This window comes from Acidovorax sp. GBBC 1281 (genome assembly GCF_028473645.1).
GTDB lineage: Bacteria > Pseudomonadota > Gammaproteobacteria > Burkholderiales > Burkholderiaceae_C > Paracidovorax.
Map to the genome: position 1 here is coordinate 3,234,267 of NZ_CP097269.1, position 26,685 is coordinate 3,260,951.

The window sequence follows — 26,685 nt, forward strand, 5'->3', positions numbered from 1 at the left end:
CGGCGGCCCTTTTCCGCCGGCATGATGGAGGGGCCTTCCGATGAAGTGCCCTTTCTGCAGCCACCCCGAAACGCAGGTGGTGGAAACGCGGGTGGCCGAGGACGGGGATTTCGTGCGCCGCCGCCGCCAGTGCGGCGCGTGCGACAAGCGCTTCACCACCTACGAGCGGCCGGAAGTGAACTTTCCGTCCATCGTGAAGAAGGACGGCCGGCGCATCGAATACGAACGGGCCAAACTGCTGGCTTCGTTCAACCTGGCGCTGCGCAAGCGCCCGGTCAGCACGGTGCAGATCGACAGTGCCATCGAGCGCATCGAGGAAACGCTGCTCAACCTGGGGCAGCGCGAAGTGCCTTCCAGCCAGATCGGCGAGTGGGTGATGCGCGAGCTCAAGAAGCTGGACAAAGTGGCCTACATCCGCTTTGCCAGCGTGTACCGCAGCTTCGAGGACATTGACGACTTCCGCGCGCTAGTGGACGAAGTGCGCAAGTAAGAATCGATGGCCTGGGGTCTTTCGGGCCCTCACCGCATGACTAACATGCGGTGGCAGCTATCGATTTCATAGCAAACGAAAACGGCGCGCTGTCTGACAAGGCGGGCGGCCACGTGGCCGCCTCTGCGTTCTAAACTGGGCCGCTTCGTCCGCCGGAGCGGTCTGCGTGCCCGGCGTCCTCGCTACGATCCGCGCCCGCCGCCCTCGCTCCATGGAATCCCAGCCGCCGATTTCCAACCATCCCACTTCGCCCGCTTCCGCTGCCCAAACCACCAGCGGGCCTGACCACCGCCACACCTGGCAATTCTTTCGCGCCGGTGGCGTGGATCAGGTCACCATCCGCACCGGCGCCGACATCGCCCATCTGGCCGAGTTGGACCAGAAACTCTGGGTGGCCCTGGCCTGCCCCACGCGCGGCATCGAGTTCGACCCGCGCACGCTTGACCTGATCGACACCGACAAGGACGGGCGCATCCGCCCGCCGGAACTGCTGGCGGCCTGCGCCTGGGCCTGTGCCCGGCTGGGCGACCCCGACCTGCTGGCGCGGCCGGCCGATGCGCTGGATTTGGAAGCCATCGACACCACCACGGACGAGGGTGCCGCGCTGGTGGCGCAGGCCCTGCGCATCCTCGCGCTGGCCGACCAGCCCGATGCCACCACCATCACGCTGGCCCAGGTGCTGGAACGCAGCGAACAGCTGAGCGCCATGCGTTTCAACGGCGATGGCGCGATCACGCCGGACACGGCGCAGGATGACACGCCGGCGCGGGAGGCGATCGAGCAGATCATCGCCACGCACGGCAGCATGCCCATCGAGCAGAAACCCGTGAAGGGCGTCCCCCAGGAGGCCCTGAAAGGGGTGGACCGCGCGCATGCCGAAGCCTTCTTTACCGAGGTGGCGAAATGGCACGCCTGGTCGGCCCAGGCCAATGACCGCACCGCCGGACTGGCGCTCGGCGATCGCACGCTCGCCGCCACGCAGGCGATGAACGCGGTGCGCCACAAAATCGACGATTTCTTCGCGCGGTCCCGGCTCGCCGCCTACGATCCGCGCGCGGCGGCGGCACTCAACCCCACACAGGAGGAATACGCCGCGATGGCCGGGGTCGATCTGGATGCATCGTCCCCCGCGGTGGCCGCCCTGCCCCTGGCGCCCATCGCGCCCCATGGCGCCCTGCACCTGGCGCGCGGCACCAATCCCGCCTGGGCCCAGGCCCTACAGACCTTCCGGGACCAGGCGGTGGAGCCGCTGCTCGGCCGCCCCGCCGAGGCGCTGACCGAACAAGAGTGGGAGCAGGTGCAGAAGGCCCTGGCCCCCTGCCAGCAATGGCTGGCCGACAAGCCGGCCACCCGGCTGGATGCGCTCAAGGACGACGCCATCCGCCAGTTGCACGAAAGCGGCGTGCGCGAGCGCGTGATGGGCCTGATCGAGCAGGACGAGGCCGAGAAGGCGCACAACACGCAGATGCTGGACCTCGAGAAGCTGCTGCGCTTTCGGCGCGACCTGCTCGTGCTGCTGAACAACTTCGTCTCGTTTTCGGCGTTCTACCAGCGCGAGGGCGCGATCTTCCAGGCCGGAACGCTGTACCTGGACGCGCGCAGCTGCGACCTGACCGTGCAGGTGGCGGATGCGGGCAAGCACGCCAAGCTCGCCGGGCTGGCCAAGACCTACCTGGCCTACTGCGACTGCACGCGCAAGGGACAGAAGATGACCATCGTGGCGGCGTTCACGGCGGGCGACGTGGACTTTCTGTTCGTGGGGCGCAACGGCGTCTTCTACGACCGGCAGGGCCACGACTGGGACGCCACCATCACCAAGCTGATCGAGAACCCCACCAGCATCGCGCAGGCGTTCTTCTCGCCGTACAAGAAATTCCTGCGCATGATCGAGGAGCAGGTGGCCAAGCGGGCCTCGGCCAGCGATGCGCGAGTGGAAAAGTCCCTGGGTGCCACGGCTGGGCAATTGGCCAACACGCCGCTCAAGGCCGGTAGCACCACCCCCGCCGCCTCCACCGTGGTGGAGCCCGGGCGCCGCACCGACGTGGGCACGGTGGCGGCGATCGGCGTGGCGCTGGGCAGCATCAGCGCGGTGCTGGTGGGCATCTTCGGCAAGTTCGTGGACCTGGGGGTGTGGATTCCGCTGGCGCTCGTCGGCATCGTGCTGGCCATTTCCGGGCCGAGCATGCTGATCGCGTGGCTCAAGCTGCGCCAGCGCAGCCTAGGGCCGATCCTGGACGCGAGCGGCTGGGCCATCAACGGCCGCATGCGCATCAACACGCGGCTGGGGGGCTCACTGTCGCAGACGGCCCGGGTACCGGCCAATGCGCGACGACTTCTGGACGACCCATTCGCCGAGTCGCGCCGGCCGGTGTGGCTGGCGGCGGGGGGATTGCTGGTCGTCGCCGTGCTGGCGGTGGCCGCCTGGCGCTGGTACCGGCTGGAGCATGCGCCGGCACCGGTCCCTGTCGCCGCGCCCGTTGCCGCCACGGGCAATGCACCTGGCACGGCAGCCCCCGGTGCGCCGGCAGCGTCGGTGCCTGTGGCGCCCCCCGTGCCTGCCTCGGCCGCGCGCTGAGGCGCAGCAGGCGGCCCGAGGGCCTCAGGCTCAGAGAAACGATGCCTGGATCGGCGGCACCGGCGGCTCGACGTCGCCGCACTGGCCGCGATGGCGCAGGGCATGGTCCATCACGACCAGCGCCAGCAGGGCCTCGGCGATGGGCGCGGCGCGGATGCCCACGCAGGGGTCGTGCCGGCCCTTGGTGATGACCTCGGTGCTCTGGCCGTGCACGTCGATGGATTCGCGCGGGCTGATGATGGAGCTGGTGGGCTTGATGGCCAGCGACACTTCGATGTCCTGTCCCGTGCTGATGCCGCCCAGCACGCCGCCGGCGTTGTTGCTGGCAAAGCCCCGGGGCGTGAGCGAATCGCCGTGCGTGGTGCCGCGCTGCGCCACACTGGCAAAGCCCGCGCCGATCTCTACGCCCTTGACGGCGTTCAGGCCCATCATCGCGTGGGCGATGTCGGCATCCAGCTTGTCGTACAGCGGCTCGCCCAGGCCCACCGGCACGCCCGTGGCCTGCACGCGGATGCGCGCGCCGCACGAATCGCCCGACTTGCGCAGCGCGTCCATGTAGTCCTCGTACGCGGACACATCGGCGACCGGCGCGAAGAACGGGTTCTGGGGCACGTGGTCCCAGCTTTCGAACGGAATGGCCAGTTCGCCGATCTGCGTCATGCAGGCGCGAAAGCGAACGCCGTATTTCTCGGACAGCCACTTCTTGGCGACCGCGCCGGCCGCCACCGTGGGAGCGGTGAGCCGCGCCGACGAACGCCCGCCGCCGCGCGGGTCGCGGATGCCGAATTTGTGCCAGTAGGTGTAGTCGGCGTGGCCGGGGCGAAAGCTCTCGGCGATGTTGGAGTAGTCCTTGCTGCGCTGGTCGGTGTTGCGGATCAGCAGGGCGATGGGCGTGCCGGTGGTCTTGCCTTCGTACACGCCGGAGAGGATCTCGACCGTGTCGGCCTCGTTGCGCTGGGTGACGTGGCGGCTGGTGCCGGGGCGGCGGCGGTCCAGGTCGGCCTGGATGTCCGCCTCGGACAGTGGCATGCCGGGGGGGCAGCCGTCGATCACGCAGCCGATGGCCGGGCCGTGGGATTCACCGAAGTTGGTGACTGCGAATAGGGTGCCGAGTGTGTTGCCGCTCATGGGGCGCGATTATCACCGAGCCTTGCGGCCCGGCCCGAACCATCCCACCCCGCGCCAAATGCTATTAAAAACATAGCAACCCAGGCAATCGATACCCCGGCATGGGGCCTGTTGGGCTTGAAGGGAACGATCAGACCGCCGGGCGGGCGTCTTCCTCGGGCCAGTCGCGGATGTAGGCCTTGAGCATCTTGTTCTCGAAGTTCTGGGCATCCACGACGGCCTTGGCGACGTCGTAGAAGCTGATCACGCCCATGAGCATCTTCTTGTCCATCACCGGCATGTAGCGGGCATGGCGGTTGAGCATCATGCGGCGCACCTCGTCCATGTCGGTCTCGAGCGTGCAGGTGAGCGGTGCGTCGTCCATGGCGGTGCGCACGAGCAGGGTGCCGACCGAACCGCCGTTCTTCACCACGGCCTGGATCACTTCGCGGAAGGTGAGCATGCCCACCAGGTCACCCAGATCCATGACCACGAGCGAGCCGATGTCCTTTTCGGACATGATTTCAGCGGCCTGGGACAGCGGCTCGTCGGCGTTGACGGTGTAGAGGGTGTTGCCTTTGACGCGAAGGATGTCGCTGACTTTCATGGGGGAGGTCTCCGTGGTGCGCTCCAGGGCGCTGCTGGCTGAATCCTGCGCAATATAGCCCACAATGCGGCGCTTACCCCCTACAGAGGAGACACGGATGCCCGGTTACTCAGACCCTGGCTTCGACACACTGGCGCTGCACGCGGGCGCCTCGCCCGACCCGGCCACCGGGGCGCGCGCCGTTCCCATCCACCTCACGACGTCGTTCGTGTTCGAGTCGAGCGACCACGCGGCCGCGCTGTTCAACCTGGAACGCCCGGGCCACGTGTACAGCCGCATCAGCAACCCCACCAACGCCGTGCTGGAGCAGCGCGTGGCCGCCCTGGAAGGCGGCGTGGGCGCCATCGCGGTGGCCAGCGGCCAGGCCGCGCTGCACCTTGCGATCTGCACGCTGATGGGCGCGGGCGGCCACATCGTGGCCAGCACCGCGCTGTATGGCGGATCGCAGAACCTGCTGCACTACACGCTGGCACGCTTCGGCATCGAGACCACCTTCGTCGCCCCGGGCGACATCGACGGCTGGCGCGCCGCGGCGCGGCCCAACACCCGCCTGTTCTTCGGCGAGACCGTGGGCAACCCAGGCCTGGACGTGCTGGACATTCCCACGGTGAGCGCCATCGCGCACGAGGCCGGCGTGCCGCTGCTGGTGGACTCCACCCTCACCTCGCCGTGGCTCATGCGGCCCTTCGAGCACGGTGCGGACCTGGTGTACCACTCGGCCACCAAGTTCCTGTCGGGCCACGGCACCGTGATCGGCGGGATCGTGGTGGACGGCGGCAGCTTCGACTGGGAGGGCCCGCGCACCGCGGGGCGCTTCGCCGAACTGACGCAGCCCTACGACGGCTTTCACAACATGGTGTTCACCGAGGAAAGCACCGTGGGCGCCTTCCTGCTGCGCGCGCGGCGCGAGGGCCTGCGCGACTTCGGCGCGTGCATGAGCCCGCACACGGCCTGGCTGATCCTGCAGGGCATCGAGACGCTGCCGCTGCGCATGGAGCGCCACATGCGCAATACGCAGCAGGTGGTGGAGTTCCTGGCCAGCCACCCCTTCGTCTCGCGCGTGGGGCACCCGATGCTCGATTCGCACCCCAGCCACGCGCTGGCGCAAAAGCTGCTGCCGCGCGGCGCGGGATCGGTGTTCAGCTTCGACCTGAAGGGCAACCGCGCGCAGGGCAAAAAGTTCATCGAAACGCTGAAGGTCTTCAGCCACCTGGCCAACGTGGGCGACTGCCGCAGCCTGGTGATCCACCCGGCCAGCACCACGCACTTTCGCATGAGCGACGAAGCGCTCGCCCAGGCCGGCATCTCGCAGGGCACGATCCGCCTGTCGATCGGCCTGGAAGATGCGGACGACCTCATCGACGACCTGCAGCGCGCGCTGAAAGCCGCAGAAAAGGCAGGTGCGTGATGCGCATCACCGTCAACGGCCACGGCACCTACTGCTACACCGGCGGCAAGGCGTTCGACGCGGCCAAGCCGACCGTCGTCTTCATCCACGGCGTGCTCAACGACCACAGCGTGTGGGCGCTGCAAAGCCGCTATTTCGCCAACCACGGCTGGAACGTGCTGGCGGTGGACCTGCCGGGCCACTGCCGCAGCGAGGGCGATGCGCCCGAAAGCGTCGAGCAGGCGGCCGGCTTCATCGCCGCGCTGCTGGATGCGGCCGGCGTGGCGCGCGCCGCGCTGGTGGGCCACAGCTGGGGATCGCTGATCGCGCTGGAGGCCGCCGCCCGACTGCAGGACCGCATCACGCACCTGGTGCTGGTGGGCACCGCCTACCCGATGAAGGTGTCCCCCGCCCTCATCGAGTCGGCACTGAACACGCCCGAGAAGGCGCTGCGCATGGTGAACGTGTTCTCGCGCAGCACGCTGGCCTCGCCATCGGGCGCGGGCTTCTGGGCCTATGGCGCGGGCATGGCCCTGGGCCGCCGCGTGCTGCGCAGCAACCCGGCCGTGAACGTGTTCCACCGCGGCTTTCTGGCCTGCGACCGCTATGCGGGCGGCGAGGCGGCCATCGCTCAGATCACCTGCCCGGTGCTGTTCGCCCTGGGCGCGCACGACCAGATGACCAACCCGAAGGCGGCGCAGGGCCTGATCGCGGCGGCGCGCGCGGCCGGCAAGGCGGTGCAGGTGGCAAGCCTGCCGGTCGGCCACCACCAGATGACGGAGGCGCCGGACGCCACGTTGTTCGCGATCCGGGACTTCCTCGCGGCCTAGCGGTTTTACGAACGGCCCGTGGACGTGCCCAGCGTGCGCACGACCTTCAGCACCAGATTGCGCGCACTGTCTTCCTCGGAGCTGATCACGAGCCAACGCCCCGCGCCGTCCCGGAGCACCTCGCGCGGCTCTGCGCTGGTCGGCCGGTCCTGAATGGAAGTCGCCACGTTGGTGTCATTGTTGGCCAGTGCACCGTTGCCGGTCAGGCTCGTCCACACCGCACGGAACCGGCGTGCAGTGGTGCCCGCTGCCGCGCTTTCCTCGATGGCGCCGAAGGCCTTCATGCTTTCGTCGCTCTGGACGAAGAAGGATTTGAGGCGATAGTTGGCAGGAAGCGCCACGCGCTCGATGCCTTTGTCGCCAAAGGACGTGTCGAGCGCGCCATTGGCACTGAACTTGGCGACGCTGAGATGGCAGTCGCTGCCCGCGCAGGTTCTGGCAGCGACGACAAATCCGCCATCGGGATGGGACGCGAGTTGGTATTCCTCCAAATCCGCCCCGAAGGACGTCCAGCCACCAGAGGTCTGCGCTTGCGTCGCGCCCGCGTGCACCGCGACGCAAAGCCCGGGGTCGGATCGGGGGTCTGCGTAGAGCCGGCCACCCAGTTGGCCTGCGGTGATGATGCTGCCGTTGCGCAGCGCCAGCAGCGCCAGCACCGCCGCGCCGCTGGCCTCGCAGGGCGCAGGCGGCTGCGATGCCGTCGGTTGATTGAACGCGGCATCGGGGATTCCGTCCGCAGACAGGCGGCGCAAAGAACGCCCGAACACTTGCAGGATGGGGCGGTCGTTGGACGTCAGCAGAACGGGTTTCTGATCGGGCTGGATCGCCAGCGCGAGGTTACTGAAATTGGTGGAGAGGAAGCCCTCCGCGATGCCCTGGGTGCCGAACGTGCTGTCGACCGCCCCGTTCGCGGTGAGGCCGACCACGGTGTGGTGCCATGTGCCGGGCTCCCCGGACGCCGTCAGGCACCGGGTCTGGTAGGACGGTGAGAAACACGGTTCGTGCGCCTGAACCGCCACCAGGATTCTGCCGTCGGCCTGGAGTCGAACATCGCTGATCGACTCGTACCCCTTGACGGAAAACCGTGCTTCGCCGTTTTGGCCGAAGCCCCTGTCGACGTTTCCGTCGGCGCTCATTCGCACGACAAAGGTCTGCGTGGCGAGCAGTGATCCGAAACCCGAAGGGGCTTCGGGGACCGCGACCCTGCTGCCTGCGATCAGCAGCCTGCCATCCGGCTGCACGCCCAAGCTGGCGAAGGATGGCGTGCCGAGGGGGAAGGTGGCCACGCCGGCTTCGCCGTACGTGGTGTCGACTTTCAGGGCATCGGACAGAGCAACCGTGGTGGATCCCGATCCGCCGCCACAGGCCGTCAACCCGACCCCCACCAGGCAACTCGCCAGCCAGACATGGTGCCTCGGTCGTTGGAAAATACGCCCGGTATCGAGTCGATGCATGCCAAACCCCTCCATCGATTGAAGAACCCTTTGCAGGACATTCTGCATGACGGGTCGCTGGGTTTTCACTGGGCGGGCTTGCATTGTGTGGGATTGGGTAACGCCCGCCGAAGGATCTGCGATAGATTCCGCCCTTCCGGGCAGCCCCCCGGTACGGAACAATGTGAAGGGAGGCAACCGATGCGTGAGTTTCTGATATGGGAAAACGAACCGGTCGCCGTGCCCGCTTTTCGGTCGATCGCGATCGTGGAGGGCACGATCCACGCCCCCACCATCGCCCCGCACCTTCGCAAGCTCTACGCCCAGTTCGAAGCGCGCTTCGGCACGTCGGCGAACGAAACCTCGTACCACTTTCCCGGCTACAAGGGCAAGATCCGCCCGGCGACGCCGCGCATCCTGAGCGACGGCCGTGCCTATCTCGCCCAGGACAGCGGAACCCCGTATGGCGAGGGGCTGCGCCGCTACGGCCACGCGCTCGCCGACTTCCCTCACCCCGGCCTGCCGTTCTTCGGCATCGAGCAGCGCAGCGGCCGTTTCTTTCTGGAGACCGCGATACCGCAAGACTCGCCCCATTGGCACGAATTCGCGCAGGAAGTCAGCGCGACCTTGATGGCACTGCCCACCATCAGCGGCACGATGGGCATGGGACGATTTCTTCCGCCCCACAAAAGCAGCCTCAGGTTCCTGTTGAGCGCCGATTCGGAGCGCCATCGTGCCGCGTTCAGCACCGACGCCGACATGGTGGAACGCGCGCTTCGCAGGCAAGGTTCACCGCATCGGTGGAAGGCGGGAGAAGAAGCCGGTATTGCCGATGTGGGCTGGCGAACGTTCATCGGCCGCGAATACTGGGACCGGATCGAACCCGCATTGGCCGAGCTGGCCCGCGACCCCGACATCGCGATCGAGCGATCCACCCACCTTCTCTCGATCACGGCCGGCGATCGCCCGATCTGGGGCGCGCCCGACGAAACCGGTGCGTTGCGACCGTTTCGAACAGTCGCCCACGCGCTTGCGCCCGTCCGCCAGCCCCTCGGCGCCGCCCGGGCCTTCTGGTTCGGTGGTGGGGCCACCGACGATCATGATGATCGGGTCGCGGCGTACCTCACCCGTTTGGACCCGGCTTAGGGTTCCGCCCGCCGCACAGGCGCTTTCATGCTGCGCACTGCCATTCAGAGTAAAAAGCGGTCCATGCCCTAGTACTCATTGCCCTTGAAGCTATTGATTTAATAGCACTCCAGCAATCATCCCCGTGCGGATGCCCCTGCGGAAAAGCCATCGGGCCTACCCGCCGCCCCACCCTGCGCGGCCACGCATCGGCGCCTCCATGGGGCGGTCGCACGCCCAAGCCCGCGAGCGCGGCCGTCACGCCAGCAGCCGGCACAGTTCGGTGAGATCGGGCACCGTGGCGTGCGGCTCGCCGTCGTGCGGCCAGGCCGCCTCGGCGCGGTTGATCCACACCGCCTGCATGCCCGCACCCAGGGCACCGTGCGCGTCCAGCGTGGCATCGTCGCCCACGTGCAGCACGCTGGCGGCCGGCACGCCCAGGGCCTCGGCCGCCGCATGGAAGATGCGCGGATCGGGCTTGGCGATGCCGAACTCGCGTGCGCTGATGCGGGCCTGGAAATAGGCGCCGATGCCGATCAGGTCCAGGTTGGCATTGCCGTTGGACAGGGCCGCCAAGGGATAGCGCACGGCCAGGAATTCCAGCGCCGCGATGGCGTCGTCGTACAGCTGCACGCGCTGGCGCTCCACGAAGAAGGCATCGAAGGCGCCGTCGGTCAGCGCGGTGTCGTCGCCCGCCTGCCGCAGCGCGGCGCGGATGCTCTCGCGGCGCAGGGCGCTCAGGTCGTGGGACAGCTGCGGATGGGCCTGCACGACCTGGCTGCGCAGCACGGCGGCGGCTTCGGGGTCGCTCAGGAGCGCGGCGGTTGCGGGCGCCCGGTCCTGCAGCCAGGCGCACAGGACGGCCTGTGCGCGGGCGATGGTGGGCCAGATGGGCCAGAGCGTGTCGTCCAGGTCGAGGGTGACGGCGCGGATGCGTTGGGTGTCGAGCATGCGGGGAGGATAGCGCAGGGGTTTCGCGCGCGGCCCGCCAAAAGGGTGCGTGGCCTTTGCCACAATGCGGGCATGCCCTCCCCCACCTCCGCGCCCTCGTCGCCGGCCCCCCTGTCCGGCGCCCTGCCCCCCCTCCCCCCTGCCGCCGCGCAATCCGCCGCCGGCCTGTCCCGCGCCGCCGTGCTGCTGTGCAACCTGGGCACCCCCGAGGCGCCCACCGCGCCGGCGCTGCGCCGCTACCTGGCGCAGTTCCTGGGCGATCCGCGCGTGGTCGAGATTCCCCGCGTGGCCTGGCTGCCCATCCTGTACGGGATCATCCTGCGCATCCGCCCCGCCAAATCCGCCGCCAAGTACGCGAGCGTGTGGATGCCGGAAGGCTCCCCGCTGGCCGTGTGGACGGCCAAGCAGGCCACGCTGCTGCGCGGCTGGCTGGGCGAGGCGGGCCTGGGCGTGCGCGTGCGCCATGCGATGCGCTATGGGCAGCCGTCGATCGCCTCGCAGCTCGATGCCCTGCAGGCCGAAGGCGTGGAGCGCGTGCTGGTGCTGCCGCTGTATCCGCAGTATTCGTCCACCACCACGGCCAGCGTGGTGGACGACGTGCAGGCCTGGACGCGCAGGCAGCGGCGGCTGTTGGAGTTTCGCTTCGTGAACAGCTATCACGCGCACCCGGGCTACATCCAGGCCCTGGCGCAGAGCGTGCGCGCGCACTGGAAGCGCGAGGGTGGCCGGGCCGAGCAACTGGTGATGAGCTTTCACGGCATTCCCGCGCGCAACGTGCAGTTGGGCGACCCCTATCAGCAGGAATGCCTGACCACCGCCACGCTGGTGGCGCAGGCCCTGGGCCTCTCGCCCGAGCAGTACCGGGTGACCTTCCAGTCGCGGTTCGGCAAGGCCCGCTGGCTGGAGCCCTACACCGAGCCCACGCTGATCCAGATGGCCCAGTCCGGCACGCGCAGCGTGGACGTGATGTGCCCGGGCTTTCCCTGCGACTGCCTGGAAACCCTGGAGGAAATCAACCAGGAAGCGCGCGAGGCGTTCCTGCACGCGGGCGGCCAGGCGTTCCGCTACATCCCCTGCATGAACGACGACAACGCCTGGATCACCGGCCTCAGCCAGATCGCCCAGCAGCACCTGCAGGGCTGGGACGGGCACTGAGGCACGCCGAGCACGGACGGCCCGCCATGCAGATTTCCGCCCCTTCCGCCACCCGCACGCTGTGGTTCACCGGCCTGTCGGGCGCGGGCAAGACGACGCTGGCGCAGGCCTTCGCCAGCCGGCTCCAGGCCCGCGGCATCGCCTGCACGGTGCTGGACGGCGATGTGCTGCGCGGCGGCCTGAACGCCTCGCTCGGGTTCAGCGCTGCCGACCGCAGCGAGAACATCCGCCGCACGGCCGAGGTGGCGCGCCTGTTCAACGAGGCCGGGCTGTGGGTGGTCGCCGCCCTGATCTCGCCCCAGGAGAGCGACCGCCAGCGGATGCGCCAGATCGTGGGCGAGGACCGCTGCCGCCTGGTGTGGGTCCGCACGCCCCTGGCCGTGTGCGAGGCCCGGGACCCCAAGGGCCTGTATGCGCGGGCCCGGGCCGGCCAGTTGCCGGGGTTCACGGGCGTGGGCGGGGCCTACGACGAGCCCCGGGATGCGGACTTCGAGATCGACACGGCGGGGGCCTCGGTGCAGGCCTGCGTCGAGGCGCTGTGGGCGGCGCATGGCCCGTCCCCCACCGCACAGGGGTCGGAGCGATCCGCCGAGCGCTGAAGCGCCCGGCAATACAGCCCGACAGGCCTGCAGCCCAATCAAATCGCCGGCATCATGCTATTTATTCAATAGCAAACCTACTACCGTATGCGACACGGGCCACCCGCCACGGGCCGCAGTGCGGCCCCGCTCACTCCGGCACGCTGATAGCGCCGCTGGTCACGGTGATGGCATTGCCGTTCACCGGCGTGGCGGCGATGGCCGGCACGTTGGCCGCCGTGATCGCGGGCGCGCTGCCCGGCTGGCCGCCGCGCGGCACCGTGCGCACCACCTGGCTGGCGGGCAAGGCGTTGCCGTTGGCGAGGTGGTCGTACATGGCGTCGAGCGCACGGTTCAGGTACACGTGCAGCGGGATGTAGCGCGTGTCGTAGCCCGGCAGCACGCCGGTCAGGCCGATGAAGCTGTCGAAATGCTGTGCGTTCGTCACCTCGATGTAGCGCAGGCGGCTGGAGGCGCCTTCCACCCGGCGGTTCAGCGCCGCATAGGGACGCGAGGTGTGGTTGACAGGCAGCAGCGCGTCCGAGCGGCCGTGCACGATGATGGCGGGCTTGCCGCGCAGGTTGCCGCTGCGGCGGGTTTCGTCCACGCCGGCCTGCAGCCGCTGCGCCGCGTCGTCGGTGCCCGTCACGAGGTTGCGCAGGCACAGCGCGCCGCTCAGGTTCCAGTCGCGCGCGCCGGTGGCGCTCTGCGACAGCACGTCGCGCGTGGCGCCGCCCAGGCTGCGGTTGTTGACGAGCTGCACGCCCGCCGAGGGCGGCACGCCATTGCCGGTGGCGAACATGTCGGCCAGCGCGGCGGGCGCCAGCGGCGTCACCGCGCCCTGCGCCGTGGTCGCCGCGAAGCTGTAGCCGCACAGGTTGTCCTTCACGCTCGAACGCGAGAGCGCGTTGGCGAAGGTGACCGCCACGGCGGGCACGACCTCGAAGCCGGCGAGGGACGGGTACTGCGCCACCGATTCCGCCTCCCAGCCGTAGGCCCGCAGCCGGGCCAGCGCCTGTTCGGCCAGGGCCACGGTGCTGCCGCCGGTGATGAGCCCCTGCGCGCGCAGCGCCTCGCAGCGGTTGGAGGCGATCGGCAGCGACGGGCTGGCGAAGCCCACCGCGAACGTGCTGGCGTACGGGCTGTCGCTGATGGAGGGCGCCAGCGCGGCGCAGGCCTGGTACAGCTGCGCGTAGGTGGTGTAGTCGATGAGGGTGCGGCTGTTCACGGCCACGTCGGTGGTGCCGCGGCGCACGGTGACGCCGGGATTGGCCGGCAGCTCCACCGCAGGCTCCGACACGGCCACGCCGCCGATCAGGCCCTGTGTGTCCTGCTCGGCCGCAGCGATGGCGGCGGCCCCGCCATTGGAGAGGCTGGAGGCGATGACGATCGTGTTGGACGGCTTGAAGGTGCGCAGCCGCTGCCCGCCCGGAGACAGATCGCCGAAGCGTTCGTTGATGACGTAAAAGCCCATCTCCACCGCGCGCAGCGTGGCCAGGCCCCAGTCCTTCTCGGGGTTCTGCCCCGAGTGGGCGTGCTTGAACGCGAAGCGGTTGGGCGTGGCGGTGTTGAACGCGGCCAGGTCGGCGGCCGACAGCCCGGCGTTGAACGCGGCGCTGGTGCCGGCCGAGGTGGCCGAGGTGCGGGTGCCGTCGATCAGCGGCACGGTGTCGGCCTGCAGGTCGTGCGGGGCCGCGCCCGTGCCCTTGTCGGTGTAGGCCACGGCACAGCCGCGCTTGAGGCCCCACTCGCCGGTGGACATGCCGCCGTAGATGCCGCGCGAGCCCGAGGCCGTGGCGGTGATGATGCAAGGCCTGGCGGGGTTGAAGGTGTCGGGCACCTGCACCATCAGCGTGACGTTCTGCCGGCCCGAGCCGTCGTCGTAGTAGGCGATGGTCTCGGTGCCGGCGATCTTGCCCTCACCGGCCGTCACGCGGCCCTGCGCATCCACGTTGGGTCCGTAGAGCGTGCCGTAGCCGCCTGCGGCCGTCATGTCCAGCAGCGCGCGGTAATTGGTATAGATGGCGTTGCGGCGCATCTCCGCGGCCGTGGGCTGGGCGCCTTCGTAGCCGGGGGCATCGGGGTCCGCCAGGCCTGTGCGGCCCAGGCCGGCGGTCAGCAGATCGTCGTCCACGCCGTCGTAGGTCGCCTGGCGCAGGCTGGCCAGGTAGGACGGGCGCACGTTGAAATCGAAGTCCACGGTGTTGCCACCACCGCCACCGCAGGCAACCAGGAGGGCGGCGGTCAGGGCAGCGAGGGCAATGGCGCGGGGAATGAGCGGTCGCATCGGAAATCTCCTGCAGCGGGGAAACGGAATGAAATTGTCGTGGAGAGTATGCAATGGCGGTGCGGGGCGTTGCCAATGGCGGCATCCACAAGGCGTTGCAAAGTTTTCAAGTGCGGATCATGCCACGGTGAGGAATCTCACCCAAAAACAATGCGAACCATTCGCAATATCATTTAACATGCCGCCTTGAAAAACAGCGCCCTGGTGGGGAGCCCCGGGGAGAGCCTCTCCCCGGGGCGCTCGCTGCGCCTCGCTGGCCCTGCGTGGCGGCCCCTGCCGTCGCCACCGCCCCTCCCGATTGCGCCCATGCCACCACCGATCGAACCACCGTCCGACCTCCGCCCGACCCCTGGCGGCTTCTTTCCGCTGTGGGGCTGGCCCATCGCGCTGGGGGTGCTCACCGCCACCGGCCTGCTGAGCGCCCTGGTCAGCGATGGCTGGGGAGACGTCTGGTCCTGGGTGGCGCTGGGGGTGCCGGTGGCCACCATGGCCTGGTTCGGCCTTCGCCGCCGCCCGCCCTCGGCTTGAGCCCGGTCCCGATTTTCCGTGGCCCGATGCACTTGGCTCCTGGATGGACTTGTCCATGCCGCGCCGCCCCTTTCATTCATTCACGCCCTTCCTGACCTTGCCCCTCCCATGCCCATGCCCATGCCCATGAACCAGCACACCCCCATCGCCCTGGCCGTCGCACTAGCCCTCGCCACATTCGGCCTTCAGGCCAATGCCCAGGCCACGGCCACCCCTGCGGACGCCCCCACCCTGCCCACGGTGACGGTGGGCGCCAGCGCGGACGCATCGGCACAAGGCCTGTCGCCCGCCTACCCCGGCGGCCAAGTCGCCCGCGGCGGGCGGGCCGGCATCCTGGGCACGCGCGATGCGATGGAGACGCCTTTCAGCATCACCAGCTACACCAACGAACTGATCCAGGACCGGCAGGCGCGCAGCGTGGGCGAGGTGCTGCAAAACGATGCCGGCGTGCGGCTGGCGCGCGGCTTCGGCAACTTCCAGGAAACGTATTTCATCCGCGGCTTTCTGCTGGACTCGGACGACGTGGCCTACAACGGCCTGTACAGCCTGCTGCCGCGCCAGTACATCGCGACCGAACTCTTCGAGCGCGTGGAGCTGCTGCGCGGCGCATCGGCATTCCTGAACGGCGCGGCGCCCAACGGCGGCGGCATCGGCGGCGCGATCAACCTGCTGCCCAAGCGCGCGCCCAACGAGCCGCTGTCGCGCGTGACCGTGGGCACGGGCTCGGGCGGGTACGGCCAGGTGTCCACCGACATCGCGCGCCGCTTCGGCCCCGACAACAGCACCGGCATCCGACTGAATGCCGCCTACCGCGACGGCGACACCGCCGTGGACCATGAAAAGAGCCAGCTGGGTCTGGTCTCCGTGGGCCTCGACTGGCGCAGCCGCGATGTGCGCCTGTCGGGCGATATCGGCTGGCAGGACAACAAGCTCAGGGGCACGCGCACCAATGTCACCCTCAACGGCGCGAACGCCAACTTCATTCCCGCCGCGCCGGACGCCTCGGCCAACTTCTCGCAACCCTGGACGTACTCCAACGAGCGCGACCTGTTCGGCACCTTCCGCGGCGAAGTGGACATCAGCCCCGATGTCACCGCGTGGGGCGCCTGGGGCCTGCGCCGCAGCGAAGAGTCCAACTCGCTGGCCAACCTCAGCGTGAGCAACTCGACCACCGGCGAAGGCAGCACCTACCGCTTCGACAACACCCGCAAGGACCGGGTGAACACGGGCGAGCTCGGCGTGCGCGGCAAGGCCCGCACGGGCAGCGTGGGCCATGAGTGGGTGGCCTCGGCCTCGTACTTCGATGCCGAGAAAGACAACGCCTACGCATTCGACTTTTTGAACACCCGCCCGGGCAGCCTGTATGCCTATACGCCCTACGCACAGCCCGCCTTCAGCGCGAATGCGGGCTATGGCGGGACGCTCGCCAGCCCCAACCTGACCGGCCGCACCCGCATGACCAGCTTCGCGCTGGGCGACACGATGTCCTTCGTGCAGGACACCGTCCTCGTCACGCTGGGCCTGCGCCACCAGAAGCTCGACGTGGCCGACTATGCCTACGGCACCTCGGCCCTGACCAACCGCTACGAGCAAAGCCGCACCAGCCCCCTGGCGAGCGCCGTGTTCAAGGCCAGCAAGCAGCTGTCGCTGTACGCCAACTATGTCGAGAGCCTGAGCAAGGGTGAAACCGCGCCCGCCACGGCCAACGGCACGCCGGTGGTCAACCGCGGCGAGCAGCTGTCGCCCTACGTCGCCAAGCAAAAGGAGATCGGCCTCAAGTACGACGCCGGCCGGATCGGCGGCTCGCTGGCGCTGTTCAGCACGACCAAGCCGCGCGCCATCGTCAACGCGGCCAACGTGTTCGCCTCGTCCGGCAAGGACCGCCACCAGGGCGTGGAGCTCAACGTGTACGGCGAGGCCACGCGCGGCCTGCGCGTGCTCGGCGGCATGACGTGGCTGGATGCCAAGCAGCGCGAGACCGGCAATGCCGCGCTCAATGGCAACCGCGTGATCGGCGTGACGCGCCTGCAGGCGAACCTGGGCGCGGAATGGGACGTGCCGGGCGCGCAGGGCTTGGCCCTGGACGCGCGCGTGGTGCGCACCGGCGCCACCTATGCCAACGACGCCAACACCCTGCGCGTGCCCGCCTGGACGCGCCTGGACCTGGGCGTGCGCTACGCCACCGAGTGGAGCGGCCGCCTGGTCACCCTGCGCGCCCGCGTGGACAACGCCACCGACCGCAACTACTGGGCCTCCGCCGGCGGCTACCCGGGCTCCGGCTACCTCGTGGTGGCAGCGCCCCGCACGTTCACGCTGAGCGCCAGCGTGGATTTCTGATCCCGCCGCGACGCTCCCACCCATCGCACCGACCATGCTGACTGCACGCTCCCTCAAGACCTGGACCTGGCTGCACAAGTGGAGCAGCCTGGTCTGCACCGTGTTCATGCTGCTGTGCCTCACGGGCCTGCCGCTGATCTTCCACCACGAGATCGGGCACCTGCTGGGCACCGAGGTGGAAGCCCCGCCCATGCCCGCCGGCACGCCACACGTCAGCCTGGACCGCGTGCTGGACGTGGCACGTGCACAGCACCCGGACCGCGTGGTGCAGTTCGCCTCGCAGCCCGAGGACAGCACCGACCTGTGGTTCGCCACCCTCACGCCCACACCCGCTCCCACCGAGGATTTCCGCTCGGTGGCGGTGGATGCGCGCACCGGCGCGTTGCTGGCGCAACCGCGCTTCGACGAAGGGTTCATGTACGTGATGTTCAAGCTGCACGTGGACCTGTTCGCGGGCCTGGCGGGCAAGCTGTTCCTGGGCTTCATGGGTTTGCTGCTGCTGGTGGCCATCGTCACGGGCGTGGTGCTGTATGCGCCCTTCATGCGCAAACTGCGATTCGGCGAGGTGCGGCGCGAGCGCTCGACCCGCGTGAAATGGCTCGACCTGCACAACCTGCTGGGCATCGTCACGCTGGTGTGGGCCTTCGTGGTGGGCGGCACGGGCATGATCAACACCTGGGCCGACCTGCTCGTCAAATACTGGCAGTACGACGAACTGAGTGCGCTGCTGGCGCCCTACAACGGCCAGCCGATCACGCCCGTGGCCGAGCGCGCCTCGGTGCAGAAATCGCTGGACGCGGCCCTGGCCCGCGCACCGGGCACCAAGCTGTCGTTCATCGCGTTTCCGGGCACGTCGTTTTCCAGCCCGCACCACCACACGTTCTTCCTGCGCGGCAACGAGCCGCTCACGTCGCGGCTGCTGCAGCCAGTGCTGGTGGATGCCAAGACGGCAGAGGTGACCGCCGCGCCCAAGCTGCCCTGGTACCTCGTGGCCCTGCTGGTGTCGCAGCCGCTGCACTTCGGCGACTACGGCGGCATGCCGATGAAGATCCTCTGGGCGCTTCTGGACATCGCCACCATCATCGTGCTGGGCAGCGGGCTCTACCTCTGGCTGGGCCGCAGGGCGGCCAGCACGGCGACGGCATCCCCCGGAAAAACGGCCAGCGGAGAAGCCACCCTGGCTTCCCCGCTGACGGCGGCACGCGCACCGCTCAAGCGCTAGCCAGGGCCAGGCGGCGCGCGGCCCAGCCACGCATCAGGCGGGGCACGACCAGCACCGCTACCACGATCACCATCAGCGTGAGCGACATGGGCCGCGTGACGAAGATCGACCAGCTGCCCTCGCCGATCGAGATCGCATTGCGCATCTGCGCTTCGGCCAGGGGCCCGAGGATCATGCCCACGACGACCGGTGCGGTGGGGAAATCGAACCGGCGCATCAGCACGCCCAGCACGCCGATGCCATACAGCAGGAACAGGTCGAACGCGCTCTGGCGCATGCCGTAGGCCCCCACCGTGGCGAAGATCAGGATGCCCGCATACAGCTGGGGCTTCGGAATCTTGAGCAGCTTGACCCACAGGCCCACCATGGGCAGGTTCAGCACCAGCAGCATCACATTGCCGATGTACAGCGAGGCGATCAGCGCCCACACCAGCGTGGCCGACGTGGTGAACAGCTGCGGGCCGGGGTTAATGCCGTAGTTCTGGAACGCGCCCAGCAGCACGGCCGTCGTGTTGGAGGTCGGGATGCCCAGCGTGAGCAGCGGGATCATCGCGGCCGTCACCGTGGCGTTGTTGGCAGCCTCGGGGCCCGCCACGCCCTCGATGGCGCCTTCCTTGCCGAACTCGGCCTTGTCATCGCCCTTGGCCAGCTTCTTCTCGGTGGCGTAGCTCAGGAAGGTCGGGATCTCCGTGCCGCCGGCGGGAATGCAGCCGAACGGCGTGCCGATCAACGTGCCGCGCAGCCAGGCGGGAATGGAGCGCTTCCAGTCGCGCGCCGTCATGTGCACGCGGCCCATGCGGTTTTGCGTGTCCACCACCCGGCCTTCGTACATGGCGGCATACAGCACCTCGGCCACGGCGAACAGACCCACGGCCACCAGCACGATGTCGATGCCGTCCAGCAGTTCGGGCTGGCCGGCCGTGTAGCGCGCCGCACCGGAGATCTGGTCCATGCCTACCAAGCCGGCGGCCAGGCCCACGAACAGCGCCGTGAGGCCGCGCACCGTGCTCTTGCCCAGCACCGCGCTCACGGTCGTGAAGGCCAGCACCATCAGCATGAAATATTCCGGCGGCCCCAGGCGAACGGCGAAGTCGGCCACGTAGGGCGCGAACAGCGTCACCACCACGGTGGCGATGGTGCCGGCGACGAACGAGCCGATGGCCGCCGTGGCCAGCGCCGCACCCGCGCGCCCGCTCTTGGCCATCTTGTTGCCCTCCATGGCCGTGACCATGCTCGCCGTCTCCCCGGGCGTGTTCAGCAGGATCGAAGTGGTCGATCCGCCATACATCGCGCCGTAGTAGATGCCGGCGAAGAAGATCATCGAGGCCGTGACCTCGACCTTGGCCGTGATGGGCAGCAGCATGGCCACCGCCACGGCGGGGCCGATGCCGGGCAGCACGCCCACGGCGGTGCCCAGCGCGCAGCCCACCAGGGCCCACAGGAGATTGGCCGGAGTGGCCGCGGTGGCGAAGCCCGCCAGCAATGCGTCGAAGATTTCCATCACAGCCACCCTGTTTGCGTGAGGCCTGGCAGGTTGATCGCCAGGAATTGCGTGAAAGCCCAGTAAACCGGCGCCGAGATCAGCGCGCCGGTCAGCACGTCCATCGCCCAGGTGCGCGCCGCACCAGCCGAGGGTTGCCCGGCCGCCCGGCGAAGCCCCTGCACCGCCAGCACGTAGCACAGCGTGCAGCTCAGGATGAAGCCCACCGTGGCGATCAGCGCCGCATTCAGCAGCAGTCCGGCCGACACCCAGACGAACGCCACCTTGTTGGCGCGCGCGGCACCGCCGGGCTCGTCCATGGAGCGAAAGCCGCCCGACAGCGCCTCCCACAGCAGCACCCCGCCGCACAAGGCCAGCACGCCGGCCACCAGCCAGGGCAGGAAGCTCGGGCCCACGCCGCCGTAGCCCGCGTTCGAGGGAATGCTCACGGCACCGAAGGCCAGTCCGCCCGCGATCAGCACCACGGCGGCGCCCACGGCCGCCTGCATGCGCGCGCCGGGCACCGTGCTGGGCCCGGGGTCGGGCTCGGCCAGGGAAGGGGGGGAAGAAGCGATAGGCTCCGACATGCTTGTGTCCTCGTCATCCCCCGGGGCCACCGGCACGGGGTGCATTGATTTCAGCGCTGGGGTTCGGCGGCCGCGCAGGTCACGGCGGTGCGCCACCCGGGCCGGGCGCCGCACCGCGTGGGCAACACCGGGATCAGACCATGCCGGCCTTGACCATCGTGGCGCGCAGGCTGGCGAATTCGGCATCGACGAACGCGCCGAACTCGTCGCCGGCCAGCCATGCGGGCGTCCAGTCGTTCTTCTCCAGCGACTCGGCCCAGCTCTTGCTCTTGAGCGCCTTGGCCACCATGTCCACCAGGCCCTTGCGCTGCTCGGCCGAGATGCCCGGGGCGGCATACACGCCGCGCCAGTTGCCGATCTCCACATTGATGCCCTGCTCCTTGAGCGTGGGCACCGAAGAGCCCTTCAGGCGCTGGCCCGAGGTCACCGCCACCGGCACCATCTTCTTGGTGTTGATGTACTCGGCCATCTCGCTGTAGCCGCCACCGCCGATGGTCACGTTGCCGCCCAGGATGGCCGCGATCGCCTCGCCACCTCCGCGGAACGCCACGTAGTTGATCTTGGCCGGGTCCACACCGGCTTCGCGGGCGATCATCGCCGCGGCGATGTGCTCGGTGGAGCCGCGCGAGCCGCCGCCCCACTTCACGCTGCCAGGGTCCTTCTTGAGCTGGGCGATCACGTCACCCATGGTCTTGAAGGGCGAGCTGGCCGGCAGCACGAACACGTTGTATTCGCTGGTCAGACGCGCGATCGGCGTGGCCTGCGACAGGTTCACGGGCGGCTTGCCCGTGATGATCCCGCCCACCATCACCGAGCCCATCACCATCAGCGCGTTCGGATCGCCCTTGCTGGAGTTGACGAACTGCGCCAGGCCGATGGCGCCGGCCGCGCCGCCCTTGTTGTCGTAGGTGACGGACGAGGCCACGCCGGCGTCCTGCAGCGCGCGGCCCAGGGCACGGCCCGTGGTGTCCCAGCCGCCGCCGGGGTTGGCCGGCAGCATCATCTTGACGGCGGTGGCAGCGCGGGCCGACAACGGCAACGCACCGGCCGCGGCCAGGGCCGCCAGGGATTTGAGGAAGGTGTCACGACGCATCGTTGTCTCCTGGATTAATAGTTGTACGAACGGGCCGATGATGCGCGCCGTTCCTGTCAAACGGCTGTCCACACGCTCAGGGTAAACACCCATCTTCGGCGCCGCTGCGAGCGGTGCTAAGGTGCCGCGCATGCAACTGCTTCTCGTGGAAGACGACCCGGCCATGCAGGCCACGCTGCAACGCTCCCTGACCCGCCGCGGCATGGAGGTGACGGCCCTCGGCGACGGCCGCGCCGCCCTCGCGCAATGGACCGCGCGCGCCCCGGATGCCGTCGTGCTGGACCTCACCCTGCCCGGCCTCGACGGCCTGCAGGTGCTGCAGCAGGCGCGTGCCAAGGGGCTGCGCACCCCCGTGCTGCTGCTCACCGCGCGCGGCACCGTGGGGGACCGGGTGCTCGGCCTGAATGCCGGCGCCGACGACTACCTGCCCAAGCCCTTCGACCTGGACGAACTGGAGGCGCGGCTGCGCGCGCTGGTGCGCCGGACCGGCGAGGCGCCTGAGGCCAAATCGGCCTCCAGCACAATCAACATCGCGGCTGTGCGCTACGAAAAAGATAGCGGCGCCATCTACCTGGGCAACGAGGTCATGGAGTTCACCCCGCGCGAGTTGGCCCTCATGCACGCCCTGCTCGCCCAGCCCGGCCATGCGGTGACCAAGGAGCGCCTGTACGAACTGGTCTTTCCCGGGCAGCTCGACGTGCAGTACGAGGCCATCGAGGTCGTCGTCTACCGCCTGCGCAAGAAGCTGGTGGGCACCGGCCTCACGCTCATGACCCTGCGGGGGCTGGGCTACCTGCTCAAGGCCGATGCATGAAGCGCGCCGCCGCGCGCCCCCGCACGCGATCGCTGCGCCGGCAACTGCTGGTGGGCATCCTCGTGCCCGCCTCGCTGTTCATCGCCTACAACACCCATAGCCTTTACCGGCAGACCCTGGCATCGCTGCACACGGCCTATGACCGCACCCTGCTCGCCTCCGCCAAGAGCATCAGCGAGCAGATCGACGTGACCGGCTACGACGATGCGGCCCAGCTGCGTGCCATCGTTCCCTACTCCGCGCTGGAGGCCTTCGAGGCGGACAACCAAAGCCGCATGTTCTACCGCGTGTCCGACCTGCACGGCGGCCTGGTGTCGGGGTTTGCAGAACTGCCGTTCTGGCACGGCAGCATTCCTGCCCGCCCGCCGTATGCCGCGCTGGTGGACTTCTACGACGACCAGTTCCGCGGCCGCCCCGTGCGCGTGGCCGTTCTGCTGCAGCCCGTGGCCACGCCCCAGGGCCGCGGCATGGCCGTGATCCAGGTGGCTGAAACGCTGGAGCTGCGCCAGACCCTGGCCCTGCAGATCCTGTGGACCACGCTGGCGCGGCAGGCACTGCTGGTAGTGGCCATCGGCGTCATCGTGGTGCTGGTGGTGCAACAGGCCACGCGCCCTGTGCGGCAGCTCAGCGCGCGGCTGCAGAACCGGCCTGAGGACGACCTGCGCCCCATCTCCGCGCCATCCGCGCCGCGCGAGCTGCAGCCGCTCATCGACGCCACCAACCACGTCATGCTGCGGCTGTCGCACCTGCTGGCACACCAGAAACGTTTCGTGCGCGATGCCTCGCACCAATTGCGCACGCCGCTGGCCGTGCTCAAGACCCAGGTGCAGTCCGCGCTTCGTGGCGATGCGCCTCCGGAGCAGGCGCTGCACGAGATCAGCGACACCGTGGAGCGTGCCACCCAGTTGGCCAACCAGATGCTCGCGCTGGCCAAGGTCGAGCAGTTGCGCCAGCAAAGCGCCCCACCCGTGACCCGGCTGGATGAAGAACTGCGGGCGATCGCCCTGGAACTGTCGCCCCTCATCGCCCAGCGCGACCTGGACTTCGGCATCCACACCGACCCGGCGCCCGTCCAGGCGCACGAATGGATGCTGCGCGAACTCACCCGCAATCTGCTGCACAACGCGATCCGCCATACACCGGTGTCCGGCGTGCTGTCTGTGGAGTTGCGCACGGACGGGCGCCACGTGGCGCTGACCGTGGCCGACAGCGGCCCCGGCATCGATGCCGAGCTGGCGCAGCGCCTGTTCCAGCCGTTCTCGGCCGGCGACGTGCGCACCGGGTCCGGACTGGGGCTGGCCATCTGCCAGGAGATCGTGCAGGCGCTGGACGGACAGATCGAGCTGTCCAACCGGAGGGACGGCGCACGGGTTGTCGGGCTGGATGCGGTGGTGCGCCTTCCGTTGGCATCGGCCGACAATCCGCCGCCCGCGGATCGGAAGAAAATGGCCGCATGAACCCTCCCGAATCGATGCGCCTGGACAAATGGCTGTGGTGCGCCCGTTTCTACAAAACCCGCTCGCTGGCCGTGGAAGAGATCGGCAAAGGCCGCGTGACCGTCAATGGCCAGGCGGCCAAGGCAGCCAGAGAACTGCGGGCCGGCGATACCGTCGATCTACGCCAAGGTCCCATGCAGCGCACGGTGCGAGTGCGTGCGCTCAGCGGTATGCGCGGTCCTGCACCTGTGGCGCAATTGCTTTATGAAGAAACGGCGGAAAGCATCGCCGCCCGCGAAAAAGCCGCGGAGCAGCGCCGCCTGGCGCCTGAGCCCGCCGCCAGCCTGCACGAAGGCCGGCCGACCAAACGGGATCGCCGCAACATCGACCAAGCGCGTGATTGGGGCAGCCGCTGGAGCGCGTCCGCCGACGATTGACCGGCGGCTCCTCGGCGCCATGCCTGGGGAACCCTACCGCCCCAAAAGAAATGCCCGCACAGGGGCGGGCAAAGTCGGGCAGGCATTGCGGCCTGGTCACAGCCCGAATTCCTTAGGGGAGGCGATGCCCCGTCCGGTGGAATCCATTTTGAGCACGACCCTTACTCTCCGCTGACAGCACAAAAAAGAATGCCCGCACGAGGCGGGCAAAACTTGCTAAAGAGCAAGAAAGGGAGGTGTCGGCTGGAGGTGCCGACGGAATGAATCATAACCCTCTCACGTCCAAAAAAAGCAGGCCTATCGTTTCGCCTGACGGAATTTGAGAAATATGCTATTCCTGACGGTGATTCCGCGCAAATCGAGATGCCAAGTTCACGGCTTTTGTCACCTGCGCTGATTTACCGCGATGCAAGCGCCACGCGCGTCAAATTTTTCACATCGCCACAAAAGACGCAAAAAGTTACATCAAACCATGCATCCCTGACTTCCGACTCAGGTTTCTCCTACGCTCTTTTCCGTGGTGAAAGCGCAACCTTTGAACGCACAGGAGACGTTTCAAGTGCGTTTGTTTGTTAACCCCAGGAACAAGGAAAAAGCGATGCCGATGAACCTTCCTCCGCAAGACAACCAAAACAGGCAGTTCAACTGGAGCGCCTCACACGCGCAACCGCCCATCAGCAGGTGATTTGCTGCCTCTGCCCTGAACCCTTTTTACCCACTAAATAAAGACTTGGCCAAAAGGCGTAAGTCATTGCCTAACCCACCCCATCCCATGGACAACTACCCGGCAAGGAGCGCGAAACATCGCGGCCTCATGCAACAGTTCACCCCCTTGAACCTCTCCACCGATTGGGCGGAATACAACGTGATCAAAGCCCGCGGCGTCCGCATCGTGGCGTTGTCCGGCCAGGCTGCCTACTCCGCCAACGGCTACACCGTGCAGAACGCAGCCGGCTGCATCGAAATCACCGGCGGAAAAGTCGGAGTGCACGGCACCATGCTGATGATCGGATTCACCCTGGATGCAGCGGCATCGCCACCCGCATTCGAAATCCTGTCGGGCGATGCCGTCGGAATGATGACGCTGCCGGCCCATTGTTTTGCCGCCTATGCCGCGATTGCAAACACGACTGGCGCCCACTTTCGCATCGGCGCGGATGGGATGCTCAATGCACTGGCCACGGATGCAGCCTCGCTGTACCTGACGTCTGCCACCTGAGGCCGTCTTCGGCCGCTAAAAACATGCGCAAGGCCAGCGGCCGATGGGTGGAACTGACATGCGCTGGCCGCACTTACCGCATCTCACAGGGTGTATCCGACCCCTCGAACTATCATCGCCTCGCCTGGCCAGGTGACGGGGTCTCAGGCCAACGCCGTGTCCACTCGCGGTGAAGGCGTTTGTGCTCAGCGCGCGCGCGTCGAGCGCATTCACCCTGTCTTTTTTTGTGGCCTGGTAAAGCGCATCCACAATGCAAGGCTTCAACCACTCTCCACCCCACTCCGATGCGTGAACAACTGACAGCACGGCTTGCGCAACTCAAGAGCGAGCTTTCTGCAGGCGAGCAGCAACTCCGGCAACTGGAAGCGCGGCAAGCTGAACTCAGCCATACCCTGATGCGCATCCGTGGAGCAATCCAGGTTCTGGAGGAACTGGAACAGGAAACCGCGCCCCGGGGCGACTGAGCGCAACGGAATCCACACGCTCTGCGGCGCCTCGCCAGAGCCGCCCATTCCCAATGGACAAGCCATCGATTGATGGTGGCTGCCCATGGGTTCAGATGCGTGCAATTTCAGCGAGGCAAAACGGTATTGGGGGTCTTGCTCACGTCATGCGTTGGTTGCTCGTCGGCTGACGGGGCATCGGGCTCGACCAGACTTCCCGCGGCAGCCCCGCCCAACGCGCCCGCCACGGCACCCACGGTGCCACCCACGAACACTCCGACAGGCCCTGCCACGGCCGCACCAACGGCCGCGCCTGCGGCCGTACCGGCCATGACACCGCCGCCCATCAGCGAAGACTTCGATTCGCGCTCGACCTCTTCAGGCGACAGCGCGTATTGGGCCGCCACGGCCGGGTCCTGCGAAGGAATGCCGTGACCGGGACGGGCCTGCTCGGCCAAGTCAGAGCCGGCAGGTCTTGTTTCAGCCAGGGGCGTATTGGATGCATTCATGGTGGACTCCTTTGAGGTTGTCGCTTCGCAGGCGAAATGCCCGCGGCCATTCCGT

24 protein-coding genes are annotated in these 26,685 nt (G+C 68.2%); 15 read left to right on the forward strand and 9 right to left on the reverse strand.

Features of this window, described 5'->3' with window-relative positions; all coding sequences use genetic code 11:
* Positions 1-40: 40 nt before the first annotated feature.
* Positions 41-490, forward strand: coding sequence for a transcriptional regulator NrdR (gene nrdR, locus M5C96_RS15080; protein ID WP_272563964.1), 450 nt, complete (start codon positions 41-43; stop codon positions 488-490).
* 211 nt (positions 491-701) lie between these two features.
* Positions 702-3,065, forward strand: a complete 2,364-nt coding sequence (locus tag M5C96_RS15085) for a hypothetical protein (RefSeq protein WP_272563965.1) — start codon at positions 702-704, stop codon at positions 3,063-3,065.
* Positions 3,066-3,095: 30 nt separating this feature from the next.
* Here the strand turns inward: M5C96_RS15085 and aroC are convergent, their stop codons facing one another.
* Both aroC and M5C96_RS15095 read right to left on the reverse strand, forming a co-directional pair.
* Positions 3,096-4,193: a chorismate synthase gene (gene aroC, locus M5C96_RS15090; protein ID WP_272563966.1), complete on the reverse strand. Its 1,098-nt coding sequence runs from the start codon at positions 4,191-4,193 to the stop codon at positions 3,096-3,098.
* Positions 4,194-4,323: 130 nt separating this feature from the next.
* Positions 4,324-4,779, reverse strand: a complete 456-nt coding sequence (locus tag M5C96_RS15095; RefSeq protein ID WP_272563967.1) for a CBS domain-containing protein — start codon at positions 4,777-4,779, stop codon at positions 4,324-4,326.
* Between the two features lie 97 nt (positions 4,780-4,876).
* Between M5C96_RS15095 and M5C96_RS15100 the strand changes: the two genes are divergently transcribed.
* Positions 4,877-6,187, forward strand: coding sequence for an O-acetylhomoserine aminocarboxypropyltransferase (locus M5C96_RS15100; protein WP_272563968.1), 1,311 nt, complete (start codon positions 4,877-4,879; stop codon positions 6,185-6,187).
* On the forward strand, positions 6,187-6,996 hold the full coding sequence (locus tag M5C96_RS15105) for an alpha/beta fold hydrolase (protein WP_272563969.1): 810 nt from the start codon (positions 6,187-6,189) through the stop codon (positions 6,994-6,996). Before M5C96_RS15100 ends, M5C96_RS15105 begins: the two co-directional genes overlap by 1 nt.
* Positions 6,997-7,001: 5 nt before the next feature.
* Here M5C96_RS15105 and M5C96_RS15110 read toward each other — a convergent pair whose 3' ends face one another.
* Positions 7,002-8,498 (reverse strand): hypothetical protein, encoded by a 1,497-nt coding sequence (locus M5C96_RS15110; protein ID WP_272563970.1) that lies wholly within the window; start codon positions 8,496-8,498, stop codon positions 7,002-7,004.
* Between the two features lie 132 nt (positions 8,499-8,630).
* On the opposite strand from M5C96_RS15110, the gene M5C96_RS15115 reads away from it, so the two are divergent.
* Complete coding sequence (locus M5C96_RS15115; protein ID WP_272563971.1) at positions 8,631-9,575, forward strand: hypothetical protein; 945 nt, start codon at positions 8,631-8,633, stop codon at positions 9,573-9,575.
* 237 nt (positions 9,576-9,812) lie between these two features.
* Here the strand turns inward: M5C96_RS15115 and M5C96_RS15120 are convergent, their stop codons facing one another.
* The gene (locus M5C96_RS15120) at positions 9,813-10,505 is read right to left on the reverse strand and encodes an HAD family hydrolase (protein WP_272563972.1); all 693 of its coding nucleotides are present in this window, start codon (positions 10,503-10,505) and stop codon (positions 9,813-9,815) included.
* A 72-nt stretch (positions 10,506-10,577) separates the two neighbouring features.
* Here M5C96_RS15120 and hemH point away from each other — a divergent pair, with 72 nt between their 5' ends.
* Both hemH and cysC read left to right on the forward strand, forming a co-directional pair.
* Positions 10,578-11,660 carry a ferrochelatase gene (gene hemH / locus M5C96_RS15125; protein ID WP_272563973.1) on the forward strand — a complete coding sequence of 361 codons (1,083 nt, stop codon included), beginning with the start codon at positions 10,578-10,580 and terminating at the stop codon, positions 11,658-11,660.
* A 26-nt stretch (positions 11,661-11,686) separates the two neighbouring features.
* Positions 11,687-12,259 carry an adenylyl-sulfate kinase gene (cysC, locus tag M5C96_RS15130; protein WP_272563974.1) on the forward strand — a complete coding sequence of 191 codons (573 nt, stop codon included), beginning with the start codon at positions 11,687-11,689 and terminating at the stop codon, positions 12,257-12,259.
* A gap of 130 nt (positions 12,260-12,389) precedes the next feature.
* Here the strand turns inward: cysC and M5C96_RS15135 are convergent, their stop codons facing one another.
* Positions 12,390-14,525: a D-(-)-3-hydroxybutyrate oligomer hydrolase gene (locus M5C96_RS15135; protein WP_272563975.1), complete on the reverse strand. Its 2,136-nt coding sequence runs from the start codon at positions 14,523-14,525 to the stop codon at positions 12,390-12,392.
* Between the two features lie 306 nt (positions 14,526-14,831).
* Between M5C96_RS15135 and M5C96_RS15140 the strand changes: the two genes are divergently transcribed.
* The 3 genes from M5C96_RS15140 (at position 14,832) to M5C96_RS15150 (ending at position 18,612) form a co-directional block, all read left to right on the forward strand.
* Complete coding sequence (locus tag M5C96_RS15140; RefSeq protein WP_272563976.1) at positions 14,832-15,053, forward strand: hypothetical protein; 222 nt, start codon at positions 14,832-14,834, stop codon at positions 15,051-15,053.
* Between the two features lie 114 nt (positions 15,054-15,167).
* On the forward strand, positions 15,168-17,390 hold the full coding sequence (locus M5C96_RS15145; RefSeq protein WP_272569732.1) for a TonB-dependent receptor: 2,223 nt from the start codon (positions 15,168-15,170) through the stop codon (positions 17,388-17,390).
* 34 nt (positions 17,391-17,424) lie between these two features.
* Positions 17,425-18,612: a PepSY-associated TM helix domain-containing protein gene (locus M5C96_RS15150; protein WP_442867312.1), complete on the forward strand. Its 1,188-nt coding sequence runs from the start codon at positions 17,425-17,427 to the stop codon at positions 18,610-18,612.
* Here M5C96_RS15150 and M5C96_RS15155 read toward each other — a convergent pair.
* The 3 genes from M5C96_RS15155 to M5C96_RS15165 form a co-directional block, all read right to left on the reverse strand.
* Positions 18,602-20,113 (reverse strand): tripartite tricarboxylate transporter permease, encoded by a 1,512-nt coding sequence (locus tag M5C96_RS15155; RefSeq protein WP_272563977.1) that lies wholly within the window; start codon positions 20,111-20,113, stop codon positions 18,602-18,604. The genes M5C96_RS15150 and M5C96_RS15155 overlap by 11 nt on opposite strands.
* Positions 20,113-20,679 carry a tripartite tricarboxylate transporter TctB family protein gene (locus M5C96_RS15160; RefSeq protein WP_272563978.1) on the reverse strand — a complete coding sequence of 189 codons (567 nt, stop codon included), beginning with the start codon at positions 20,677-20,679 and terminating at the stop codon, positions 20,113-20,115. The genes M5C96_RS15155 and M5C96_RS15160 overlap by 1 nt, the downstream gene beginning before the upstream one ends.
* Before the next feature lie 133 nt (positions 20,680-20,812).
* The gene (locus M5C96_RS15165) at positions 20,813-21,772 is read right to left on the reverse strand and encodes a Bug family tripartite tricarboxylate transporter substrate binding protein (protein WP_272563979.1); all 960 of its coding nucleotides are present in this window, start codon (positions 21,770-21,772) and stop codon (positions 20,813-20,815) included.
* A 130-nt stretch (positions 21,773-21,902) separates the two neighbouring features.
* On the opposite strand from M5C96_RS15165, the gene M5C96_RS15170 reads away from it, so the two are divergent.
* The 5 genes from M5C96_RS15170 to M5C96_RS15190 all read left to right on the forward strand — a co-directional run bounded on the left by M5C96_RS15170 (position 21,903) and on the right by M5C96_RS15190 (position 26,142).
* Entirely contained in the window at positions 21,903-22,586 is a 684-nt protein-coding gene (locus M5C96_RS15170; RefSeq protein ID WP_272563980.1) for a response regulator transcription factor, read from the forward strand.
* The gene (locus M5C96_RS15175; protein WP_272563981.1) at positions 22,583-24,043 is read left to right on the forward strand and encodes a sensor histidine kinase; all 1,461 of its coding nucleotides are present in this window, start codon (positions 22,583-22,585) and stop codon (positions 24,041-24,043) included. Before M5C96_RS15170 ends, M5C96_RS15175 begins: the two co-directional genes overlap by 4 nt.
* On the forward strand, positions 24,040-24,459 hold the full coding sequence (locus tag M5C96_RS15180; RefSeq protein WP_272563982.1) for an RNA-binding S4 domain-containing protein: 420 nt from the start codon (positions 24,040-24,042) through the stop codon (positions 24,457-24,459). Before M5C96_RS15175 ends, M5C96_RS15180 begins: the two co-directional genes overlap by 4 nt.
* 772 nt (positions 24,460-25,231) lie before the next feature.
* Complete coding sequence (locus tag M5C96_RS15185) at positions 25,232-25,678, forward strand: hypothetical protein (protein WP_272563983.1); 447 nt, start codon at positions 25,232-25,234, stop codon at positions 25,676-25,678.
* A 284-nt stretch (positions 25,679-25,962) separates the two neighbouring features.
* The gene (locus M5C96_RS15190; protein ID WP_272563984.1) at positions 25,963-26,142 is read left to right on the forward strand and encodes a hypothetical protein; all 180 of its coding nucleotides are present in this window, start codon (positions 25,963-25,965) and stop codon (positions 26,140-26,142) included.
* A 107-nt stretch (positions 26,143-26,249) separates the two neighbouring features.
* Here M5C96_RS15190 and M5C96_RS15195 read toward each other — a convergent pair whose 3' ends face one another.
* Positions 26,250-26,630: a hypothetical protein gene (locus tag M5C96_RS15195; protein WP_272563985.1), complete on the reverse strand. Its 381-nt coding sequence runs from the start codon at positions 26,628-26,630 to the stop codon at positions 26,250-26,252.
* Between the last annotated feature and the right edge of the window lie 55 nt (positions 26,631-26,685).